The 21,346-nt window shown below is 54.8% G+C and carries 19 protein-coding genes; 10 read left to right on the top strand and 9 right to left on the bottom strand.

Going from position 1 to position 21,346, the window contains the following annotated elements; translation table 11 throughout:
- Nucleotides 1-3: 3 nt before the first annotated feature.
- The 5 genes from SGR01S_RS18385 to SGR01S_RS18365 form a co-directional block, all read right to left on the bottom strand.
- On the bottom strand, nt 4-756 hold the full coding sequence (locus tag SGR01S_RS18385; protein ID WP_061808228.1) for a sugar phosphate isomerase/epimerase family protein: 753 nt from the start codon (nt 754-756) through the stop codon (nt 4-6).
- A 187-nt stretch (nt 757-943) separates the two neighbouring features.
- Complete coding sequence (locus SGR01S_RS18380; protein WP_082797640.1) at nt 944-1,978, bottom strand: LacI family DNA-binding transcriptional regulator; 1,035 nt, start codon at nt 1,976-1,978, stop codon at nt 944-946.
- A gap of 128 nt (nt 1,979-2,106) precedes the next feature.
- Nucleotides 2,107-2,769 carry an OmpA family lipoprotein gene (locus SGR01S_RS18375; protein WP_037421151.1) on the bottom strand — a complete coding sequence of 221 codons (663 nt, stop codon included), beginning with the start codon at nt 2,767-2,769 and terminating at the stop codon, nt 2,107-2,109.
- Between the two features lie 268 nt (nt 2,770-3,037).
- Nucleotides 3,038-3,496 (bottom strand): N-acetyltransferase, encoded by a 459-nt coding sequence (locus SGR01S_RS18370; RefSeq protein ID WP_061808227.1) that lies wholly within the window; start codon nt 3,494-3,496, stop codon nt 3,038-3,040.
- Nucleotides 3,469-4,035: a DNA-3-methyladenine glycosylase I gene (locus SGR01S_RS18365; protein WP_061808226.1), complete on the bottom strand. Its 567-nt coding sequence runs from the start codon at nt 4,033-4,035 to the stop codon at nt 3,469-3,471. Before SGR01S_RS18365 ends, SGR01S_RS18370 begins: the two co-directional genes overlap by 28 nt.
- Before the next feature lie 197 nt (nt 4,036-4,232).
- On the opposite strand from SGR01S_RS18365, the gene SGR01S_RS18360 reads away from it, so the two are divergent.
- Entirely contained in the window at nt 4,233-6,224 is a 1,992-nt protein-coding gene (locus tag SGR01S_RS18360) for an autotransporter outer membrane beta-barrel domain-containing protein (protein ID WP_061808225.1), read from the top strand.
- A 4-nt stretch (nt 6,225-6,228) separates the two neighbouring features.
- Here the strand turns inward: SGR01S_RS18360 and SGR01S_RS18355 are convergent, their stop codons facing one another.
- On the bottom strand, nt 6,229-7,572 hold the full coding sequence (locus tag SGR01S_RS18355) for an MFS transporter (RefSeq protein ID WP_061808224.1): 1,344 nt from the start codon (nt 7,570-7,572) through the stop codon (nt 6,229-6,231).
- A gap of 261 nt (nt 7,573-7,833) precedes the next feature.
- On the opposite strand from SGR01S_RS18355, the gene glyQ reads away from it, so the two are divergent.
- From glyQ to SGR01S_RS18325, 6 genes are all read left to right on the top strand, one after another.
- Nucleotides 7,834-8,748, top strand: coding sequence for a glycine--tRNA ligase subunit alpha (glyQ, locus tag SGR01S_RS18350; protein ID WP_037421295.1), 915 nt, complete (start codon nt 7,834-7,836; stop codon nt 8,746-8,748).
- A gap of 9 nt (nt 8,749-8,757) precedes the next feature.
- Nucleotides 8,758-10,827 (top strand): glycine--tRNA ligase subunit beta, encoded by a 2,070-nt coding sequence (gene glyS / locus SGR01S_RS18345; RefSeq protein WP_037421139.1) that lies wholly within the window; start codon nt 8,758-8,760, stop codon nt 10,825-10,827.
- 273 nt (nt 10,828-11,100) lie between these two features.
- Nucleotides 11,101-11,820 (top strand): DUF3053 domain-containing protein, encoded by a 720-nt coding sequence (locus SGR01S_RS18340; RefSeq protein WP_037421136.1) that lies wholly within the window; start codon nt 11,101-11,103, stop codon nt 11,818-11,820.
- A gap of 548 nt (nt 11,821-12,368) precedes the next feature.
- Entirely contained in the window at nt 12,369-14,285 is a 1,917-nt protein-coding gene (locus SGR01S_RS18335; protein ID WP_061808223.1) for a PTS mannitol transporter subunit IICBA, read from the top strand.
- Nucleotides 14,286-14,346: 61 nt separating this feature from the next.
- Entirely contained in the window at nt 14,347-15,501 is a 1,155-nt protein-coding gene (locus SGR01S_RS18330) for a mannitol-1-phosphate 5-dehydrogenase (protein ID WP_037421130.1), read from the top strand.
- A gap of 180 nt (nt 15,502-15,681) precedes the next feature.
- Complete coding sequence (locus SGR01S_RS18325; RefSeq protein WP_037421127.1) at nt 15,682-16,233, top strand: MltR family transcriptional regulator; 552 nt, start codon at nt 15,682-15,684, stop codon at nt 16,231-16,233.
- On the opposite strand, the gene SGR01S_RS18320 is transcribed toward SGR01S_RS18325, so the two are convergent.
- On the bottom strand, nt 16,230-16,838 hold the full coding sequence (locus SGR01S_RS18320) for a LysE family translocator (protein WP_061808222.1): 609 nt from the start codon (nt 16,836-16,838) through the stop codon (nt 16,230-16,232). The two genes, SGR01S_RS18325 and SGR01S_RS18320, sit on opposite strands and share 4 nt — an antisense overlap.
- Before the next feature lie 139 nt (nt 16,839-16,977).
- On the opposite strand from SGR01S_RS18320, the gene SGR01S_RS18315 reads away from it, so the two are divergent.
- Both SGR01S_RS18315 and SGR01S_RS18310 read left to right on the top strand, forming a co-directional pair.
- A complete protein-coding gene (locus tag SGR01S_RS18315) occupies nt 16,978-18,444 on the top strand; it encodes an aminotransferase-like domain-containing protein (protein ID WP_061808221.1) in 1,467 nt (488 codons plus the stop codon).
- Nucleotides 18,445-18,516: 72 nt separating this feature from the next.
- Entirely contained in the window at nt 18,517-18,879 is a 363-nt protein-coding gene (locus SGR01S_RS18310; protein WP_037421118.1) for a YibL family ribosome-associated protein, read from the top strand.
- A gap of 145 nt (nt 18,880-19,024) precedes the next feature.
- Here the strand turns inward: SGR01S_RS18310 and SGR01S_RS18305 are convergent, their stop codons facing one another.
- Nucleotides 19,025-19,804 (bottom strand): class I SAM-dependent methyltransferase, encoded by a 780-nt coding sequence (locus SGR01S_RS18305; protein ID WP_061808220.1) that lies wholly within the window; start codon nt 19,802-19,804, stop codon nt 19,025-19,027.
- Between the two features lie 113 nt (nt 19,805-19,917).
- Nucleotides 19,918-20,589 (bottom strand): 6-hydroxyaminopurine reductase, encoded by a 672-nt coding sequence (gene yiiM / locus SGR01S_RS18300; protein ID WP_061808219.1) that lies wholly within the window; start codon nt 20,587-20,589, stop codon nt 19,918-19,920.
- 130 nt (nt 20,590-20,719) lie between these two features.
- Here yiiM and SGR01S_RS18295 point away from each other — a divergent pair, with 130 nt between their 5' ends.
- Nucleotides 20,720-21,334 (top strand): histidine phosphatase family protein, encoded by a 615-nt coding sequence (locus SGR01S_RS18295; RefSeq protein ID WP_061808218.1) that lies wholly within the window; start codon nt 20,720-20,722, stop codon nt 21,332-21,334.
- The last annotated feature ends 12 nt before the right edge of the window (nt 21,335-21,346 follow it).

The following is a 21,346-nucleotide window of genomic DNA, read 5'->3' as shown; positions in this document are numbered from 1 at the left end:
TGTTTACTCCGCACGCAGAAGGTTAACGTAGTAGCGGGTGACGTCTTCCAGGTTGTCGCCTTGCAATGGGAACTCAATGCCGCGTGGTACATCCAGTGGTAAGTGGGTCAGCAGATCACGCCAACTGCCATCGCTGTCGTCCAGCGCTACGGCGCGCCAACCGCGTAGACCATGGGTTGCGGCTTTAACGTGGACATAGCTAACGTGGCGAGCCAGACGTTCGGCGGCGGCGAAGGCGTCTTGCCCCACCCAGTGCCAGTTGGCCATATCGAAAGTCATGCTGACCGGCAGACGGTTATCTTCTGCAGCGTGGAAAAAGGCATTCAGCAGTGACAGAATGCCGCAGTCCGGGGTCTGGTCATTTTCCACCACCAGGCTGACCGGATGCTGCTCCAGTGCCACTTTCAATTCGGTAAAATCGAAGCCCGGTTGGTAATGACCCAAGGATAATTTTAACTGGCGCGCATTCAACGTCTGGGCTTCCGCCAGCAGAGCCGCCAGGTTTGGGTTCAGAGTGTGCTGTGGGGTAAACAGGGCTTCAGGTGCGGAGTAAACGGCAAACAGTTGCTGTTGTCCAATGGCCTGAGCCAGAGCCGGCAGGGCCTGTAGATCCTGAGCAGAAAACAGTTCGCGGCGAATTTCTACGCCGTCGGCACCTGCACCGGCGATGATCGGCAGTAAAGCGGCCTGGCCACCGAGCTGCTGAACGGTATCGGTGCCGTAGGCGCCGGTCACTATGATAATTTCTCTGGTCATTTTTGCTCCTGAGGTGGTGTTAGTCCCACCGATACTGTTAACCACACGTTAAATGGTACCGGTTCCATGCGAAAGCGACAGAGTGTAAAAATATGATCGCAATCACGAACCTGAGTAAAAAATAGTCTGAGTCGAGCTGTGCAGGGGGCCGCCATGGGCTGTGCCCCCCTGCGGGAAAGAAGGGAGATTATCGGGTGGTGGAACCGCGTACGATCAGCTCACCGGGGAACATTTGTTCGCTGATTGGCGTATCCAGGCCTTGAATGCGTTGCACCAGTTGTTCCAGCGCAGCATGGCCCATTTGATAGGTGGGTTGTTTCAGGGTGGTGATGCCGACACCGGCCAACTCGGCCCATTCCAACTCGTCAAAGCCCAACAGGCCGATATCGCTACCCCACTGGATACCCAGGCGACGCATAGCACGTGCCACCTGCAGGGTCAGGGCGCCGTTGGCGGAGATCACCGCTTTGCGCATGCCGCGATGGCGAGTATTAAAATTGCTGAGCACGTCTTCCAGTTGCTTCAGGTCGTTAAGCGGCGTTTCAGCCTGTTCAGCCAATAATCCGGCATGTTGTGCCATGGTTTGATTAAAAGCGTGCAGCCGCTCCAGCCGGGTGTTCACCGTGCCGATCGGTTCGCTGAGGAACAGGATGGCTTCGAACCCTTGTTGTAGAAGGTGCTCCGTGGCGATCGTTGCCGCTTCGTGGTTATTGAGGCCTACGACGTCACAGGCGAAGTCATGAATTTTGCGGTCGATCAGCACCATAGGCAGCATGGATTGTTGCAGTGTCGACAGGGCCTCTTCGCGCATGCCGACGGCATTCACCACAATGCCCTCCACCCGGTAGCTGCTGAGCAGTTGCAGGTAGTGCTGTTCCTGATTGACCTCATTGTTGGTGTTACACACTAACAGGGTAAAACCGTGCTGGCGGCAGGCCGCTTCGATGCCTCGCATCACGTCTACCGAATAAGGATTGGTGATATCAGCAATGATGAGTCCAATCAGCCGGGTTTGACCGCCCTTCAGGCTGCGTGCCATCTGGCTTGGTCGATAGTCGAGCTGGTGGATTGCTTGTTCAATACGCTGTTTGAGATCGTCAGAAAGCAGGTGCTGCTCACCATTGAGATAGCGCGACACGCTGGTTTTACCTGTCTTGGCGGTTTTCGCCACATCGCTAATGGTGGCTCGCCCCGAGGCGCGTATTGCCTTAACACTGCTCACAGCCGATCTCCCCTGTGGTTAATTGCCAAGGAGACTAACACACCCGATACGGAGCCGGGAATGTTCAATGGGAGACAGTCAGGATTGCGGGGGATAAGAAACGGCGGGGCATAACACCCCGCACGAGATTACTGCAGTGGGCTGAGCGTGATTTCAACGCGGCGGTTTTGCGCCTTGCCTTCTGCTGTGCTGTTGGAGGCGATCGGGTTGTCCGGACCGGCACCTGAAGTACGGATACGGTTTGCCGCCACACCCTGAGTGATCAGCGCACTACCAACGCCGTCTGCACGTTGTTGCGACAGGGTCATATTCAGGGCGCGGGAGCCGGTGCTGTCGGTATAACCGATGATGTTAACTGCCGTTTTCGGGTATTCCTTCAACACCATGGCCACGCCGGTCAGGGTGTTGGCGCCCGCCGGTTTCAAGGTGGCACTGCTGCTGTCGAAGGTGACATTGTTCGGCATGTTCAGCACGATATTGTCGCCCTGACGGGTAACGCTAACGCCGGTGCCTTTCATTTTGTCGCGCAGTTTGGCTTCCTGCACGTCCATGTAATAACCTGCGCCGCCACCCAATGCTGCACCGGCCGCAGCGCCGATCAATGCACCTTTGCCGCGATCTTTCTTCGACGAGGACAGCATGCCTACGCCTGCGCCCAATGCCGCGCCGATCCCTGCGCCAATACCGGATTTACCGGCTTCAGATTCCCCGGTGTACGGGTTAGTGGTACAGGCTGACAGCGTGAGCGCAATGCTCACCGCGCCGGCAATAATCGCAATGCGTTTATTCATATTTTTTCCTTTTTGGCATCAGAATCTGTGTGCGTCAGTCCAATCTGGGGGACGCTAAAAAAGCCGTTGGCAACCCGGTATACCGAGCTGCGGCGCTACTATGACGCGTATCCTCTCCAGCAGTTCCGGAAAAAAACGTGACAAATTATAAGTAGCAAGCGGGCTGCGCCAGTTATCCGGGAAAAAGCAGGGGAATACCATGCAGCGGATTCTGAATTGAGCGCACTTCGGTGCGGAGTGCGCCATTTTTAGCCAAAAGTGACAAAATTTAAACTGTGGATGCCCAGTTCATGATCAACGTATAGGCTTGAGTTTCTTCATTAAACAGGCGTTGTGTGACCTGGAAACCTTGCTTGTGGTAGAACGCGCAGGCGCGCAGATTTTGCTGATACACTTCCAGGCTTAGCTGGGGATAGCGCTGTTGTACGTGCGCCATGAGTGCCTGAGCGACGCCATGGCCGTGAAATGCTTGCTCAACAAATAACGCCCCAATGAAGCGTTGATCCAGCACACTGATAAACCCGGCGATCTCTCCCGCATGCCAATATGCCCAGCTATGTGCTCGTGGCAGATAGTTTTCTCGCACCAGTGTTTCGCTTTCCCGCCAATAGCTTTCTTTTACGAACGGATGGGCGGCGATAGTGCTGGGTAGCCACAGGGCCATAAGCCGTTCGAGATCGGCCGGACGGCAAGGGTGGATCACTGCGGCTTTGGGTAGCAGAGGCATCCTGTCAGGTGATCGTTCACCAGCCCGCTGGCTTGCATAAAGGCGTAGCAGGTGGTGGAGCCGATAAATTTGAAGCCACGTTTTTTCAGCGCCTTGGACAAGGCGTCTGACCGGTCGGTTTTCGCCGGCACTTGGGCCAGTTCTTGCCAGCTATTGAGCAGGGGTTCGCCGTCGACAAATGCCCAGATAAAGGTGACAAAATCCTCACCGGCCGCTTCCATTGCCAGGTAGGCCCGGGCGTTAGCGATGATGGCTTCGAGCTTACCTCGGTGGCGGATAATACCGCTGTTTTGCATCAGCGCTTCCACTTCTTGTTCGTCCATGGCGGCTATCCGCTGCGGATCAAAATTGTGGAAAGCCCGCCGGTAATTCTCACGTTTTTTAAGCACGGTGATCCAGGACAGGCCAGCCTGTTGCCCTTCCAGGCACAGCATTTCAAACAGTTCATGCGCATCGGTGGTTGGTGCGCCCCATTCCTTGTCGTGATACTCGAGGTATAACGGATCTGCCGTCACCCAACCGCAACGTTCGCTGGCCATACTGACTGTCCTTATGCTGTATTTATCTACAGTAATCATCGCCCGAAGTGGTGAACTTGGCAAGCCCATGATTGTTTTATCATCAGTCGGCTTGACGTGACGAAAAAGCCAGCAATATTTACTAAATGGCCGGCAATTAAAAAGGCCAATGATAAAAACGTATTTTCCTTCATTTGCTGGCTCTCAGGAGTCTATTCATGCCTCTAAAAATAATGTGCATGCCCCGTCCAGCGGTGCTTGCAGTGGCGATATTATGCAGTATGACGACCCCGGCGCAGGCCTATGACCAGCTCTATGTTTTTGGCGACAGCCTGAGCGACACGGGTAACAATGGCCGTTTTACCTACGACAGTAATAAGCATCAGTTATATGACGAAGTGCTGGCACAGCGAATTGGTGCTGCGTTAGTGGCCTCAGACGATGGCGGTTATAACTACGCTGCGGGTGGTGGTGTCGCGGTACCGGCACTCAATCCGGCAGACAATACTCAGGATCAGGTACAGAGCTACCTCAACCGGGTCAATGGCCGGGCTGATGGTGATGGTCTGTATATTCACTGGATTGGCGGCAACGATCTGGCGGCGGCGGCGTTAAACCCGACAACCGCGACGGGGGTAGCCTATAACAGTGCTGCTGCGGCGGCTGCGCAGGTTCACTCGCTGTTGAATGCCGGCGCCGGCACGGTGATCGTACCGACGGTGCCGAATATTGGCTCTACGCCGCAGTTGATGGAGCTGATTATCCAGCAGGCGCTGACCCCAGTGCAAAACGCTGCGGTACAGGCTGCTTATGCCACGCTCAATTCATTGGCCACGCCAGATAATGCCTCGCGGACTCAGGCCATTCACCAAGCCCTGACTGCCGCAGCGGCACAAGGCAGCGCAATCCCGCAGGTACAGCAGGCCATTGCCGCGCAGTTGATTGCCGCTTTTGACAGCCTGAGTGCCCAGGCTGGGCAACTTACCGATTTTTATAACCAGAGCGAAGATCGTCTGCTGGCGCAGGGCAGCGGTAATATCGTTCGGGTCGACGTGAATAAACTGTTTAGTGAGGCGATTGCCAACCCAGCGCAGTTTGGTTTCACCAATACCGCAGGCATGGCCTGCCCGCCGGGTGTCTCTTCTGCGGTGTGCAGTTCGACAATGCCTGGTTTCGACAGTAGCCAGTCCTACTTGTTCGCTGACCATTTCCACCCCAGCCCGCAGGCACATCAACTGATCGCCGATTACATTCAGGCAGTGCTGGACGGCCCGGCGCAGGTTGTGGCGCTGAATCAGGCGACAGCGGCCATGGCGCGTGACAGCCGCGCTACCCTCGACAGCCGTTTCCAGCAGTTGCGCAGTAACGATAATAACCCGCAAGGGGCTTTGGGCGTGTTCGGTGGTTATGCCGGACAACACTATGATTACTCTTCCAATCTTGCGGCAGGTGATGGCAACGCCACTACCCATAATTTGACGATCGGGGTGGATTACCAACTGACGGATGCCTGGCTGATCGGTGCATTGATCTCTGGCTCCAATGATGATCAACAACCATCCAGTCGCTATGAATACAAAGCGCGTGGTCTGCTGTTTTCTGCTTTTACTTCTCTCAGCGTGTTTGAGCACGGTTGGGTGAATGCTGATTTGCACTATGCGACGATGGATTACGATGATATTCGCCGTAGTATGCAGCTTGGATCGCTGACCCGTACTGAAACCGGCAGCACAGACGGTAAACAGTGGGGAGCTCGTGTGACTACCGGTTACGACTTCCCAATCACCTCTTACCTGACTACGGGACCGATGGCGCAGTTTGCCTGGGATTACAGTAATGTCTCCGGCTATAGCGAGGACGGCAGCGACAGCACGGCGATGAGATTTAATGACCAAACTTACCATTCGCAGATCGGCGCATTGGGTTGGCGACTGGACACCAAATTTGGCCTGTTTAACCCATATGCGGAAGTGAGTTACCAACATCAGTTTGGTGATGATGTTTATCGGGCTGGCGGTGGACTAAAATCCACGCAGACTTCATTTACCCGCGACAGTGCCAACCAGGATAAAAATTGGGTGGATGTGACGGTGGGGGCGAATATGCCACTGACCGATCAAGTCGCGGCGTTCGCCACCGTTTCGCAGACCGGTGGGCTGAGTAGTGGCGAACAGTTTATGTATAACGTCGGTGTCAGTGCGCGATTCTGAGTTGTTATAATCTGGCGGGTTGCTGCGTGCTGCCATGGTTTGGTTGCGTGCTGTCGGCCCCTATCTTTCTTTCTGGCTGCAGTAGCGTCATGCACAGCATGCTGCAAAAAGACACCACGGCAGTGGCGAAGAACATCGCGCCATAGCCGTGGTGTTGCGCCAACCAACCGCTCAACATAGGCGCGGTGATCGAGGCAATATTGGCAATCGCCAGCGTCATGCCGCTGTAAGCCCCTACTGAAGCCTTTGGCGTAACGTCGATCACCACCGACCAATACACGTTATTCACCAGTGCATTCAGCGCATTGCCTAAAGTCATCAACAGGATGATTTCGGTTGGCGTGCTCATAAAAGGGATGAGCAGGAAGCAGGTGGCGGTTAACAGCAGTGTTATCGCAGCAAACAGATTGCGCGCCAGCCGCAGGTTACCAAAGCGACGTAGTAATGCATCGGCGATACGACCACCGAGCAGCACGGTGAAACACGCACCACTCCACGGAATCATTGCCACATACCACAGAGAGTGCAGATCGTAGTTAAAGGTATCCTGAAGGTATTTGGGCCCCCAAGTGACCAGCACAAAGGTGACGTAGAGGAAAGAGAAGTAGCCCAGGGCGTTAAACACCAGCGTACGGTTGGTAAAGAAAACCCACCATGGCAGACGCGGTTGATTGTCATCGGCCTCCTGATCGGCACGGATAGCCGCCAGTTCGGCGGCGTTAACTTCAGGATGCTCCTGCGGCGTGTCGGCGAAGAAACGGGCGAACAGCAAAATGGCGATTAACGAGAACAGGCCCAGCAGAATAAACATGCTGCGCCAGTCATCGGTTAGCAGCAGCAGTCCCACCGCTAGCGGTGCTGTCAGCAGTGAACCCACTTGCGTACTCAGTAGGCCGATGCCCAGAGAAAATCCCCGTTCTTTGCGTGGAGCCCAGTTAGCGATGGTTTTGTTCATCAGTGCATAGGCCGGGCCTTCGGCAAAGCCGAACATGATACGCAGTGCGGCGAAACCCATGATTGCCGAACCCCCGAACAGCGCCACTCCCAATTCGCCAGCCCAGGCAGTAGCGATCTCCAGCAGCGACCACAGGGCTCCGGCGATCAGCCAGACTTTTTTGGTGCCAATGCGATCGGCCAGAAAACCCCCACACAATGAGCCAAACAAATAGCCGAACCCGAAATATCCCAGCACGGCACCCAGTTGCGCTTTATTGAAGTTGAATTCATGGGAGATATCATTGGCAGCAAAGGACAGGGCGCCGCGATCGACGTAGTTGATCAGCGCAATAAAGAACACCATGGCGAAAATACGGTAGCGATAGCGGCTGTCGGTTAAGGCGTTAGTCATCAGCGAACCTCCTGAAATGTGGATATCAGGACACTAGCAAGGTTGATGCCAGCCTCTGTGGCTACTGGGAGAAGGGGGGATAACGGTCTGTCGGGCATTAACAGGCGCTGTGTGAGCGCATTTGCCCCATTTCAGTGCGTGAAAAGAGCGCGCTTCTTTGATGATTCGCACTTGTTACTGGATTCAGGCTGTATATCTTACGGTCAACGGGTATACTGGCGCATCCCATTTAAATCCACTTGTATCGCGTGCGAATTCAACATGCAAAAGTTTGATACCAAGACCTTTCAGGGCCTGATCCTGACACTGCAGGACTATTGGGCGCGCCAAGGCTGCACCATTGTTCAACCACTGGACATGGAAGTTGGCGCGGGTACCTCACACCCGATGACGTGCCTGCGCGCACTGGGGCCGGAGCCGATGGCCACCGCCTATGTGCAGCCGTCCCGCCGTCCGACCGACGGCCGCTACGGTGAAAACCCGAACCGCCTGCAACACTATTACCAGTTCCAGGTGGTGATTAAGCCATCGCCGGACAACATTCAGGAACTGTACCTGGGCTCGTTGAAAGAGCTGGGTCTGGATCCGACCATTCACGACATCCGCTTCGTTGAAGACAACTGGGAAAACCCGACGCTTGGCGCCTGGGGGCTGGGTTGGGAAGTGTGGCTGAACGGCATGGAAGTGACGCAGTTCACTTACTTCCAGCAGGTCGGCGGCATGGAGTGCAAGCCCGTCACCGGCGAGATCACTTACGGCCTGGAACGTCTGGCGATGTACATCCAGGGCGTGGACAGCGTCTACGATCTGGTGTGGAGCGACGGTCCGTTGGGTGTCACCACCTATGGCGACGTGTTCCATCAGAACGAAGTGGAGCAGTCTACCTACAACTTCGAATACGCCGACGTGGACTTCCTGTTCTCCTGCTTTGAGCAGTACGAGAAAGAAGCCCAGTCGCTACTGGCGCTGGAAAAACCACTGCCGTTGCCGGCTTACGAACGTATTCTGAAGGCTGGTCACACTTTCAACCTGTTGGATGCGCGCAAGGCGATCTCAGTGACTGAGCGTCAGCGTTATATTCTGCGTATCCGCACGCTGACCAAAGCCGTTGCTGAGGCCTACTACGCTTCCCGCGAAGCGCTGGGCTTCCCAATGTGCAAAAAGAACAAGAACTAAGAGGCAGCCATGACTCAACAGACTTTCCTGGTGGAAATCGGCACGGAAGAGCTGCCGCCGAAGGCTCTTCGTTCACTGGCAGAAGCTTTTGCCGCGAATTTTACCGCCGAGCTCGATAACGCCAATCTCGAGCACGGCGAAGTGAGCTGGTTTGCCGCTCCGCGCCGTCTGGCGTTGAAAGTGGCTAATTTGAGCGCTGCACAGGCCGATCGCGAAGTCGAAAAACGCGGTCCGGCGATTGCTCAGGCGTTTGACGCTGAAGGCAAACCAAGCAAAGCAGCCGAAGGTTGGGCACGCGGTTGTGGCATCACCGTCGATCAGGCCGAGCGCCTGGCGACCGACAAAGGTGAATGGTTGCTGTATCGCGCCCATGTTAAAGGCCAGTCCGCACAAGCGCTGCTGGCGGGCATGGTTAGCACTTCGCTGGCCAAGCTACCTATCCCGAAACTGATGCGCTGGGGTGATTCCGACGTGCAGTTCGTGCGTCCAGTGCACACCGTGACGATGCTGCTGGGTGCAGAACTGATACCAGGTACCGTGCTGGGCATTGATTCTGCTCGCACGATTCGTGGTCATCGCTTCATGGGTGAAGCTGAATTCACTATCGACAACGCCGATCAATACCCGCAGATCCTGCAGGAGCGTGGCAAGGTTATCGCCGATTACGACACGCGCAAAGCGCTGATCAAGCGTGACGCTGAACTGGCGGCGGCGAAAATTGGTGGTAAAGCCGATCTGAGCGAAAGCCTGCTGGAAGAAGTGGCCTCGTTGGTGGAATGGCCGGTGGTGCTGACTGCCAAATTCGAAGAGAAATTCCTGGCGGTACCGGCAGAAGCGCTGGTGTACACCATGAAGGGCGATCAGAAGTATTTCCCGGTGTATGACGCCGCGGGCAAACTGATGCCGAACTTTATCTTCGTGGCCAATATCGAATCCAAAGATCCGCAGCAAATCATCTCCGGTAACGAGAAGGTTGTGCGTCCGCGTTTGGCCGATGCCGAATTCTTCTTCAACACCGACCGCAAAAAACGTCTGGAAGACAATCTGCCGCGTCTGGAAACCGTGCTGTTCCAACAGCAACTGGGGACCCTGCGTGACAAGACTGACCGTATTCAGGCGTTGGCGGGCTGGGTTGCCGGCCAGATTGGTGCTGACGTCAACCACGCTACCCGCGCGGGCCTGCTGTCGAAGTGTGATTTGATGACCAACATGGTCTTCGAATTCACCGATACCCAGGGCGTGATGGGTATGCACTACGCGCGCCATGACGGCGAAGCGGAAGACGTTGCCGTTGCGCTGAACGAGCAGTACCAGCCGCGCTTTGCCGGTGATGCACTGCCGGAATCGCTGGTGGCTTGTTCGCTGGCGATCGCCGATAAGATGGACACCCTGGCCGGTATTTTCGGTATTGGGCAACATCCGAAAGGTGATAAAGACCCGTTTGCGCTGCGTCGTGCCGCATTGGGTGTGCTGCGTATTATCGTTGAGAAGAATCTGTCGCTGGATCTGCAGACGCTGACCGAAGAGGCTGTGCGCCTGTACGGCAGCAAGCTGACCAACACCAAGGTTGTCGACGAAGTTGTTGAGTTCATGCTGGGTCGTTTCCGCGCTTGGTACCAGGAAGAAGGCCATGCGGTCGACACCATCCAGGCGGTGTTGGCTCGTCGTCCGACCAAACCGGCTGACTTTGATGCACGTGTGAAAGCGGTGACGCACTTCCGTACGTTGGAAGCCGCGGCAGCGCTGGCTGCGGCTAACAAACGTGTTTCTAACATCCTGGCTAAGTCGACTGATACGCTGAATGACCGCGTACACGCCTCGGTATTGAAAGAAGCGGCTGAAATCCAACTGGCAACCCATCTGGTGGTGTTGCGCGATAAGCTGGAGCCGTATTTCGCTGCAGGCAACTATCAAGATGCGTTGGTAGAGCTGGCCGATCTGCGTGAGCCGGTTGATGCCTTCTTCGATAACGTGATGGTGATGGCAGAAGACGAAGCGGTGCGTGTGAACCGTCTGACGTTGCTGAGCAAGCTGCGTGAGTTGTTCCTGCAGGTGGCGGATATTTCCGTACTGCAGTAAACCGTTCTGTTGTGAAAAGGCGCCTTAGGGCGCCTTTTTTATTGCGGTCGGCACGCCCTCCGTTTTCTCCTTCGGTACTGCTAATAGTTCGTCGAAGTGGGGAAAGGCTTGGTTTCAATCGCTGCTGTTACCCTCTATTGCCAAAGAATAGCCCCTGAACGGTGAATCGCGTATCGGATCGCACTCAGTTGATCTATTCTTATAGGCGCAAGGAGTGCAGCAAAAGGGACGGAGTCCGATGAAAAAGCAGGTTTATAACAGGAGTTATGTCACATGGCGGTAGGGATCCAGAGCAGGAGTTTCGCGCGTTGGTTGGCCCCGGTATTGGCATTGTTGGTGGTCATGCAGCTGACTGCTTGCGGCGATAAAGAGCCGGAACAACGCAAGGCGTTTATTGATTACTTACAGAATACGGTGATGCGCAGCGGCGCGAAAATCCCGACGCTGAGCGAAGATCAAAAACAGAAATTCGGTAACTATGCCGGGGATTACGCCATTTTGGTCGGTTTTTCCCAGCAATTGTCCAAGTCATTGGATGCCAGCCTGACACCGGCGTTGGATCAGATTAACCAGATCCGCACCGCGCAGGACTACATGAGCAAACGTGATACGCTGCAACAGTCCGTTGGGGCGCTGAACCTGCTGGGGCAGCAGATTCAGTCGGCGAAGTCACAAGCGGATACCGCACGGGCAGCACTGAAGCAACCCGACGATCTGAAAGCCGTGTATAACCAGGCTTATGACAAGATTGTCACCGGGCCGGCCAATGCGCTGATGCCAGTTATCCCGACCACCGCCAGTTTCGTCCAGGATCTGGTCCAGGTCGGGGATTTCCTGCGTACCCAAGGTAATCAGGTGAGCTTCAACAATAACGGCGTGCAGTTCCGTACTTCCCAGCAGGCAACGCAGTACAACACCATGATGTCGAATCTGGTGGCTAAGCAGCAGGATTTACTGAATGCGCAGAAAACCGTCTCAAGCGTGACCCAGTAATAGTGTAAAGGCAGAAGCCGATGTTTGGCTTCTGCCTTTCTGTTCCGACCGTCCCCTTCCAGTCTTTCCAATAGCTTGCTCACTTCTTGTGCGACGCTTCTGTACTACACTTCAATTAATCATCGTTTTTTCGACATGTAGTTTTCTTTCATTCATCGCACAGCGATTTCCCGACAGGATGAATGCTCACAGGGAAGAAAGCCCTTAGAACAGGATTCGGTCATCACCGACAAATAAATTGTGATTTGCATCACAATTTAAAAACAAACACGCATCAATTAAATGTGATTTAAATCACGTTTTTGTTGGATTTAAGCGAGTTTTGTCTCTTTTGTGGTTTTTTTACACTGAATAAATGTGATCAAAGTCACTATAAATGGCCTATTGGTGGGGTTGTTAGTGTGATTATGATCACAAAAAATCCGTGAAGTTCGCGCGGTAAAAACAGCGTGATAGAGTCCATTTCGCATACAGCATCAACACGGCTGGATCGTAACAACAATAATCACGCGCTCTATTGTCAGCGCGTAACAATAGGGGTGTGTTTTATGTTTTCACCAGACATCAAAGTCAAAGTTCAAAACTTTGGCCGCTTCTTAAGCAACATGGTGATGCCCAACATTGGCGCATTTATCGCCTGGGGTATCATCACTGCGTTATTCATTCCTACAGGTTGGCTGCCTAACGAAACCTTAGCCAAGCTGGTTGGCCCAATGATCACCTATCTGCTGCCGTTGCTTATCGGTTTCACCGGTGGCCGGTTGGTAGGGGGCGATCGCGGTGGGGTGGTCGGTGCGATCACCACCATGGGCGTGATCGTCGGGGCTGACATGCCGATGTTCCTCGGCGCGATGATCGCGGGTCCGTTGGGTGGCTGGGCGATAAAGCATTTTGACCGCTGGGTAGACGGTAAGATCAAAAGCGGTTTTGAGATGCTGGTGAACAACTTCTCTGCTGGCATTATCGGCATGCTGCTGGCGATTCTGGCCTTCCTGGGCATAGGCCCACTGGTCGAAGTGCTGTCGAAACTATTGGCAGCAGGCGTGCATGTGATGGTGGTGAACAACCTGCTGCCACTGGCGTCTATCTTCGTCGAACCAGCGAAAATCCTGTTCCTGAACAACGCTATCAACCACGGCATCTTCTCGCCACTGGGCATCCAGCAGGCGACCGAGGCCGGCAAATCTGTCTTCTTCCTGATTGAAGCCAACCCAGGCCCGGGTATGGGCGTGCTGATGGCCTACATGTTCTTTGGCCGTGGTAGCGCCAAGCAGTCTGCTGGTGGTGCGGCGATCATCCATTTCCTGGGCGGTATCCACGAAATCTACTTCCCGTACGTGCTGATGAATCCACGCCTGCTGCTGGCGGTGATCCTGGGCGGTATGACCGGTGTGTTCACCCTCACCATGCTGAACGGCGGTCTGGTGTCCCCAGCCTCACCGGGTTCCATCCTGGCGGTACTGGCGATGACACCAAAAGGTGCTTACTTCGCCAACATTGCGGCAGTGTGCGCAGCCTTCGCGGTGTCCTTCGTGGTCTCCGCCTTCCTGCTGAAAACCTCAAAAGTGAAAGAAGAGGATGATCTGGAAGAAGCGACTCGCCGTATGCAGGAAATGAAATCTCAGTCCAAAGGTGGTACAGCGGCTCACGCAGCGGTAGATGGTGACCTGACGACAGTGCGTAAAATCATCGTCGCTTGCGATGCAGGTATGGGGTCCAGTGCGATGGGTGCTGGGGTGCTGCGCAAGAAGGTGGCGGACGCTGGGTTGAAAAACATTTCGGTGACCAACAGTGCCATCAATAGCCTGCCGGATGATGTCGATCTGGTGATTACTCACCGTGATCTGACTGAGCGTGCGATGCGTCATGCGCCACAGGCACAGCATATCTCGCTGACCAACTTCCTCGACAGCAAGCTGTACAGCGATCTGACTGAGCGGCTGGTGGCCGCTAACAAAACCACTGATAACCAACAGAAAGTCATCAGCACGCTGGACGATAGCTTTGAAGCGTCCGAGCAAAACCTGTTCAGACTCAGTGAGAACAACGTGTTCCTTAACCTGCACGCCAGCGACAAAGAGCAGGCAATCCGCTTTGCCGGTGAGCAGTTGGTCAAAGGCGGCTATGTTGAGCCGGAATACGTCCCTGCGATGCTGGAACGCGAAAAACTCACCTCTACTTACCTGGGCGAGTCGATCGCCGTACCGCACGGCACCATCGAAGCCAAAGACCGGGTACTGCGCACCGGCGTGGTGTTCTGCCAATACCCGCAGGGCGTGCGTTTCGGTGATGAAGAGGATGAGGTTGCGCGGTTGGTTATCGGCATCGCCGCACGCAATAACGAACACATCCAGGTGATTACCAGCCTGACCAATGCACTGGATGACGACGGCGTCATCGAACGGCTGGCAAATACCACCAGCGTGCAGGAAGTGCTGGATCTACTGGGCGGCAAGAAAGCCTGATAACAGAATCATTTTAAGGGGTGCAGCTTGCTGCACCCTTCGACATTAGAAAGGTAGGACTATGAAAGCATTACATTTCGGTGCGGGAAATATAGGGCGTGGTTTTATCGGCAAGTTGTTGGCGGATGCGCACGCCGAACTGACCTTTGCCGACGTTAACCAGACGGTGCTGGACCTGCTGAACAGCCGCAAAAGCTATCAGGTCCACGTGGTCGGCGAACAGGCCCGGGTCGAACAGGTCAACAATGTCAGTGCAGTGAACAGCGGCAGTGACGAGGCGGTTGCGCTGATCGCCGAAGCGGATATTGTGACTACCGCAGTGGGGCCGCAAATTCTGGCTAAAATTGCCGGGACTATCGCTAAAGGGCTGACCAAACGTCATCAGCAGGGCAACAGCCAACCGCTGAACATCATCGCCTGCGAGAACATGGTGCGGGGCACCAGCCAGTTAAAACAGCATGTGTTCGATGTTCTGCCGCAGGACGATCAGGCGTGGGTTGAACAGCATGTTGGCTTCGTTGATTCGGCGGTTGACCGCATTGTACCGCCAGCGGAAGCGGGCAGCAGCGATCCGCTGGAAGTCACTGTTGAGACCTTCAGCGAGTGGATTGTTGATCAAACCCAGTTTAAGGGGCAGCCACCGGCGATTGCCGGCATGGAACTGACAGATAACCTGATGGCATTTGTTGAGCGCAAATTGTTCACGCTCAATACTGGCCATGCGATTACCGCTTATCTTGGGCAACAGGCTGGCCTGCTGACCATCCGCGATGCCATTCTGGACCCGGCGATCCGCCGCGTGGTGAAAGGCGCGATGGAGGAGAGCGGTGCAGTGTTGATCAAGCGCTACGGTTTTGACGCCGCCAAGCATGCCGCTTATATCGACAAAATCCTCAGCCGTTTTGAGAACCCGTACCTGCACGACGACGTTGAACGGGTGGGCCGTCAGCCGCTGCGTAAATTGAGCGCCGGTGATCGGCTGATTAAGCCGTTGCTTGGCACGCTGGAGTACGGTCTGCCGCACGCTAATCTGATCCAGGGTATCGCTGCCGCCATGAGTTACCGCAGTGAGCAGGATCCGCAGGCCAAAGAGCTGGTAGAACTGTTGGCCAAATTGGGGCCAAAAGCAGCGCTGGCGCAAATTTCCGGTCTGCCGGCGGAAAGTGAGGTTGTAGAACAAGCCGTTGCTGTGTATAACGCCATGCAGCATCAATAGGCTATTTTACTTGCCATTTGGTGGTTGGGCAGTGCTCGAACTCCTCGCATACTACGTGTACGTTCCGGGTTCTGTGCGCTGTCCGCCCATAAACTGGCTGCGACAATCACGCCTATTGGTAATAAGTTAGTGACCGATACAGCACTGAAACACTCCCCCTACGCCTTTCGAAAAGCGACGATGGAAGAAGCACAGGCATTTGAAAATAAGGTTCTGGAAAGGCTGAACGCTGGCAAGACGGTACGCAGTTTTCTGATCGCAGCAGTAGAGCTGTTGGCAGAAGCGCTTAACGTGCTGGTGGTACAGGTGTTCCGTAAGGACGACTATGCGGTGAAGTATGCCGTCGAACCGCTATTGTCCGGTGCAGGGCCGCTGGGTGAACTGTCGGTACGTCTGAAGCTGATGTATGGACTGGGAGTGATCTCACGCCATGAATATGAAGACGCCGAATTGCTGATGGCGATGCGTGAAGAGCTAAACCACGACGGCTCAGAATACCGTTTTGTCGATGACGAGATCCTCGGGCCGTTCGGTGAACTGCACTGTGTGGCTGCGCTGCCGCCGGTACCGACATTCCTGCAACCCGGCGAAGCGGAAGAGTCGCTGATCGCCATGCAGCGTCAGCGATACCAGCAGGTGTTGCGCTCAACTATGGTGCTGTCGGTGACCGATTTGATTGCCGGTATTGGTGCTAAACAACCCTCACGGCTTTCCCCACTCGGTCGCAGTTAAGCAAAGGCCGCGCGCCACTCGTCGAATAACAGCCACAGTGCCGTGGCTGCCATCAAGCCCGCCATTACGCCATTGAACAACCGCAGTTTCCAGGTCACGCGCAGCGCATCACGCAGCCGATCGCCCAATATCGCCCACACCAGTACGCAAGGAATGTTCAATGCGGTGAAACCGGCAATGATCATCAGCGTGTGGGCAAGGCTGGCACCTTCGCGTGGGGTGAACAGGATAGCGACGTTAATCGCCATCAGCCAGGCCTTGGGATTTACCGCCTGGAACAGGGCGCCGTTGATTAAGCGCATTGGCTGAGCCTGTTGTTTGCCGTCTGGTGACGCGGCTTTGAATAATTTCCATGACAGCCAGAGTAGATAAGTACAGCCGATGACCGCCAGCGGAAAACGAATCATGCTGGCCCAACTCAGAATCAACGCCAGTAAGGTTGTCGTCAGGGCCAGCTGCACTGCACAGCCAACGCTAATGCCGAATACCATCGGCAGGGTACGACGCAGGCCAAAGTTGACCCCGGAAGATGCCAGCAACAGGTTGTTGGGGCCTGGGGTGATCGACATGACGGTAACATAACTGATAAAAGCGGAGTCCAGCATAACGGGTTCCTTAAAAGGCTGGGGAGCAAGGGAACCAGCATAAAACCTACAGGCAGATGGTGACAGGACCAGAAACCAGCTATTGTCATGGATACAGTTGTATCAACTGTAAACTGTACCCATTACCTGGAGACAAACTGTGACCCTGCTCGATGAAATGCCGGAAACGCGTTACCAGCAACTGGCGGATACCTTAGCTGAAGCCATACGCCGTGGCACGTTACTGCCTGGCAGCCGTTTACCGTCGGTGCGGCGCTGTGCGCAAACCCATAGCGTCAGTATCAATACCGTGGTCGCGGCCTACCGCACGCTGGAAGATCGCGGGTTAATTGAAGCGCGGCCACAGTCTGGCTTTTATGTTCGCAATACATTGCCGGCACTGAAAGCGGCCTCGCCGACCAGTAACCGAGTAGAGCCACCGGCAGATGATGTATTGGCGCTGATCGACACCGTGTTTTCTGCACAACAGAATCCCGCGTTCACCAACCTTTCGCTGGCCTGCCCACAAACATCTGATTTTTATCCGGGTGGTAAGTTGGGACGGATGCTGTCGTCGCAACTGCGTCGTCAGCCGAACCTGATCGGCCAGTACGCACTGCCCCCGGGTAGCCTGCGGCTGCGTCAGCAAATTACCCGTCGTTCGATGATGCTGGGCATGATGCTTGAACCCAGCGATATCACGCTGACTCACGGCTGCATGGAGGCACTGCAACTGGCGTTGCGTGTGACCACTAAGCCGGGGGATTGTATTGGCCTGGAATCACCGACGTATTTTTATCTGCTGCCGCTATTGGCCAGCCTGGGATTGAAAGCGCTGGAAATCCCTACCGATCCACAGCATGGTCTGTCGCTGGATGCGCTGGAGTTGTTGCTCAATGAGAAACGACTGAACGCGGTAATCGCCATGCCGACGGTGCAAAACCCGTTAGGCTGTACCATGCCGTTGGCGGCAAAAAAACGCCTGGCACGGCTGATGAACGATCATCAGGTGCCATTGATTGAAGATGGGCTGTATGCAGAGATTCAATTTGGCGGCGCATTGTCCCCAGCAGTGAAGTCTTTTGATCGTGACGGTTGGGTACTGTTCTGCTCCAGTTTCACCAAAACGTTGGCACCGGACTTCCGTATTGGCTGGATTAGCGGTGGGCGTTTCAACGACGCATTGCGCAAGCTGAAGGCCGTATCATCAATGTCTGAGTCGCAGCTGCTGTCGGAAACCTTGGCGATGTTCCTGGAAACAGGGGGCTACGATCATCACCTGCGCAATCTGCGTAAACGCTATGCAGCCCAGGTGGATGAGGCGCGAGCGCTAATTGCGCGTCACTTTCCACGCGGCACGCGCGCGACACAGCCGGCGGGTGGCTTTGTGTTCTGGGTGGAGTTACCGGTTGGGGTAGACAGTGTGGCACTGTTCCACCAGCTGCTGGAGGAGCAGATCTGCCTGACGCCGGGCACGTTGTATTCCCCGAGTGGCCGCTATCGCAATGCGCTGCGGCTCTCCTGCTGCTACCCATTTAATGCGCGCTACAGCCAGGCATTGGCGCGTGTTGGGGCTAAAGCATGCGAGATGAGCGGCCTGCCGCCGGGCATTGCGCAAGACGGGTAACCACGCGCACATTTTGCTACAATGTGGGCATCATTGATTAGCGTGCCGTACAGGCACAACAGGCCAGATACCATGAAAGAGATAGAAAAGGCAGAGATTAAGCGCCTTAGCGACCTGCTGGACGCACTGAACCACAAAGACACCCTGGTGATCCAACAGGGTAATCTTGATCTGATTGCTCAGCACACCAAAGAAAAAGAGAAACTGGCAGCGGAAATCGAACGCTTGAAAGGCGTTCGTGTTGAGAAGCTGAGCGCAGAAGCGCAGAAGCTGAGCCAATTGCCATTCAGCCGTGAGATCACCAAGAAAGAACAGGCTGATATGGGTACGTTGAAGAAAAACGTGCGCGGTCTGATCGTGGTGCACCCGATGACTGCTCTGGGTCGTGAAATGGGCCTGAAAGTAGTTACCGGTTACGCCAGAAAAGCATTCTGATCAGCCAATATCCGTCATACTCGACGCTGCATCCGTGCTAGCTGCGAGCGTATCTTTGGCCCATCCGTGGGCCTTATCCCTTCAGGGTCACTGCGAGTAGCCTTGATGCAGTTTCAATGATTTTGGGTAGGTGGGTGTCTGGCTTTTATCGCTTGGTGGTGAAATACGCCTTGGTCTGATAGGGCACAGTTACCGTTTCTTTGCCCTGCAATTCCCCTTCTTCAGCCACCAATTGCCGAATCTGATCGATCACCTGTTCTTGTTGTTGCTGCGGTAAAGCGGCAATAAAGCTGGTGGAGCGCACCCGGTTATAAATCACATCTTCTATCGCGCCTTGGTGGGCAAGCATAAATACCTGTTCTTGCAACGCTTCTAATCCTTTAGACGGGAAAAGCTTACGCCATTCACCGGTGTAGAAACGCGGCGCGTCACCTTCGTGACGATCGACAATTTGGTTCAGTTTACGTACCCAACTGACGCGTGCATCACGCATGTTCCACACCAGACCAAGTTTGCCGCCGGGCTTAAGGATTCGTTGGATCTCGGCCAAAGCCTGTGGTGTGGCGAACCAGTGGAAAGATTGTGCGCAGACCACTGCGTCAACCGACTCATCCGGCAGGGGGATCGACTCGGCTGTACCCGCTAATGTTTTCACTTGCGGCAGCGCTGCTGAGAGCTTTTCCAGCATCTGCGCCACGGGTTCAACGGCGATTACCTGCGCACCCGTTTCCAGTAAGCGCGGGGTGAACTTACCGGTGCCGGCCCCGAGATCGATCACTGTCATACCCGCATGAAGGCCGATGGTATCGCGCAGCCAGACGGCGATCTCCGGTGGATAATCAGGTCGGCCCTTAACGTAACGATCGGCGTTGGCCTGGTAGCCTTCTGCCGCAGCATGGTGGATCGAATGAGACGAGGTGTTCATAGCTTTGCTCCTGCCTGAAAGAGGTTGTCGGAACGACCGACGCTGAACAGTATAGGTGGCTGAAAATGTTTGGCGCAGCATGCCGCGCCATGTTTTATTCCCAGCCAGCTTATTTAGCGGCCCAACAAACGGCGATTAAAGTTTTCGATACGGCCTTCGGTGACGCGCGTGAGCATGGTTTTGCTCCAACTGGCAGATAGCCCGGCGACGGCCAGCAGGCGGCGATATTGTTCTTCATCAAACGGCATATGCCAGGCGATGCTAATGGCCTCGGCGACCGAAACATCACTGTTGCGCATTACCCGTTCCAGCGGATGATCGCCGCTGACTTTACCGGCAGACACCACGCGGTACAGCCAGCCACATCGACCGCTTTGCTGCATCAGCACTGAGATGTCATCGATATCAAAATGGTAGTTGAGCTTGAAACAAGGGGAGCGTGGCTGGGTGACCTGGATCAGTGCTTCACCCCAGCGAAAGATGTCACCCATAAACACGTTGTGTTCGGTCAGCCCCAGGGTAGAAATATTCTCGCCAAAAGCAGGCGCGCTGAACTGTTCGGCCTGTGCCGGAAACTGTTCACGCCAATGGTCATAATGTTCACGTGGATAGTGACACAGCGCGCGGTCTGGCCCGCCGTGATAACTTTTCTCCGCTTGTTCATCGCCTTCCAGGCCGAGCGGGGTCAGCTTGACTGCACCGTCCACCAAGCGCTTGGCGATGCCGCTAGGCCGCCCGCCTTCATAGGGTTGGATAGTGCCGATATAAACCTCAGGATGATGCATATACGCCTCCATGTCTCGCGTCGAAGGACCAGAATAGCCTGAGTTGATGGGGCAAACCACAGGCTTTCAGCGGAACTGAAAAATGGCGTTTGTCAGCCTATAGTTATCTTTTGCCGTACAAGGAGTCACTATGCGTTTTATTGTACTGAGGCATGCGGAGTCACAGTGGAATAGCGAAGGGATTATTCAGGGGAGGATGGATAGCCCGTTGACCCCGAAGGGTTATCGCCAAATCACCGCGCTTTGTTCCGCGTTGCAAACGATGCCGGTTTCGTTGGTGATCAGCTCGCCTTCCGGACGCGCCCGTATGACGGCACAATCATTGGCGGCGCAGTTCAATTGCCCTTGCCAGACAGATGAACGCCTGCAGGAGCAGAGCTTTGGTAGATTGGAGGGATTATCATATGCTCAGGCGCTGCGTGATTATCCTGATGCGACCCAGCGATTTTTTTCCGGTGAGTTAGGTGAATGGGAGCCTGAAGGAGAAAGTACACGTGAGGTTGCCCGCCGTATGGTTTCCTATCTACTAAGCCTTAGTGCCGATCATCATAATAAAACGTTTTGTCTCGTCACTCATGGGCGAGCGCTACAGGCGTTGATATGGACACTGAAAGGTGAGGCATCACCGGACGATCTCAGAAAATACAGCCATCAGAACGGCAGCTATACCATTGTTGATGTGAATGAATGTGGTTTTGTGCTTGTGAACTGGGGGATAGCCACACATCTACTCACTTTGAGATAAGGCGAAGAATGT

Source organism: Serratia grimesii NBRC 13537, from assembly GCF_001590905.1.
GTDB classification, from domain to species: domain Bacteria; phylum Pseudomonadota; class Gammaproteobacteria; order Enterobacterales; family Enterobacteriaceae; genus Serratia; species Serratia grimesii.
The sequence above is the reverse complement of the archived record's forward strand: the minus strand, read 5'-3'. Positions and strand labels throughout refer to the sequence as shown.